This is a genomic window from Staphylococcus sp. EG-SA-17 (assembly GCF_017151845.1).
In the GTDB taxonomy this organism is placed as follows: Bacteria; Bacillota; Bacilli; order Staphylococcales; family Staphylococcaceae; genus Staphylococcus; species Staphylococcus aureus.
Window position 1 is genome coordinate 1 of record NZ_JACVZO010000068.1, and the last position, 1,223, is coordinate 1,223.

Genomic DNA, 1,223 nt, shown 5'->3' on the forward strand with positions numbered 1-1,223 from the left:
TGGTATGTCAACATTTTTTTAGACAGTTTTCATGTGTAGATTTTTAAATGCCACTGGCGTCAAATACTGTAATGAAGAATGTGGTCTAAAATTGTTGTACCAATTTACATAATCAAATAATTCTGTTTCTAACTGTTCTAAGTTTTCAAATTGCATTTGTTTTACAAATTCGGTTTTCATTGCTTTCATCGTTGCTTCCGCAACTGCGTTATCATAAGGACAACCTTTGGTACTTAATGAACGTTTGATTTTAAATGTTTCTAGGACTTCATCTATCAAATGATTATCAAATTCTTTGCCTCTATCAGTGTGGAATAGTTTGATTTGTTCAAGATTATGATTTATTCTGCTGATTGCTTTTGATACTAAATTTGCGTCCTTATTTTTACCTGCACTGTAACCAACAATTTCTCTATTAAATAGATCTATAAATAAACATATGTAATGCCATGTTCCTCCGACTTTTACATATGTCAAATCACTTACTAATGTCTCCATTGGTTGTTCTCTATTAAAAGCGCGATTCAAATGATTTTTAATTCGTTTTTCATTAGTTTCTTTTGGATGATTTTTGTATTTAGCTTTCGTATAAACAGAAACTAGATTATGTTTTTTCATGATACGAGCTATCTTTCGCCTTGATACAGTAAGACCCTTGTCATTTAAATTATTTTTAATTCGTCTTGTACCAAAGACTTTTCTATTAGAATTAAAAATATTTATGACAGCACGTTCTACGTTTGAATCATCTTTAGTGTTTTTATTATCTCTTCTTTTTATAGAATCATAATAAGTACTTCTTGGTATTTTTAGGACTTTACACATTGCTGATACTGAATATTGATGTGCATTCTTTTGAATGACTTCTATTTTCGTCCCATGATCAGCGCTGCTTGCTTTAAAATATCGTTCTCCATTTTTAAATGTTGAACTTCTTTACGTAATTTAATCAGCTCTTTTTCTTCATCTGATAAGTTATCTTGGTGATTGAATGTACCCGTGTTTTGATGTTGCTTTCTCCATTTTCCTAACGCCGAAGGTGTTAAATCATACTCGCGTATAATTTCATTCCTAGGCTTACCATTTTCATATAATCTAACCATTTGTAACTTAAACTCTGAACTAAATGATCTTCTTTCTCTTGTCATAATAAAATCGCCTACTTTCTTAAATTAACAATATCTATTCTCATAGAATTTGTCCAATTAAGTGTAGACGATTCA

General features: G+C 30.3%; 1 protein-coding gene. It reads right to left on the reverse strand.

The genetic code is table 11. The annotated features are described in order from the left end of the window. Nucleotides 1-18 precede the first annotated feature (18 nt). Nucleotides 19-1,148, reverse strand: a protein-coding gene (locus IDG65_RS14065) for an IS3 family transposase (RefSeq protein WP_100185108.1) whose coding sequence is annotated in 2 segments (ribosomal slippage) — nucleotides 19-902 and nucleotides 902-1,148 — 1,131 coding nt in all. Because the reading frame shifts where the segments join, the coding sequence is not laid out codon by codon here. Nucleotides 1,149-1,223: the final 75 nt, after the last annotated feature.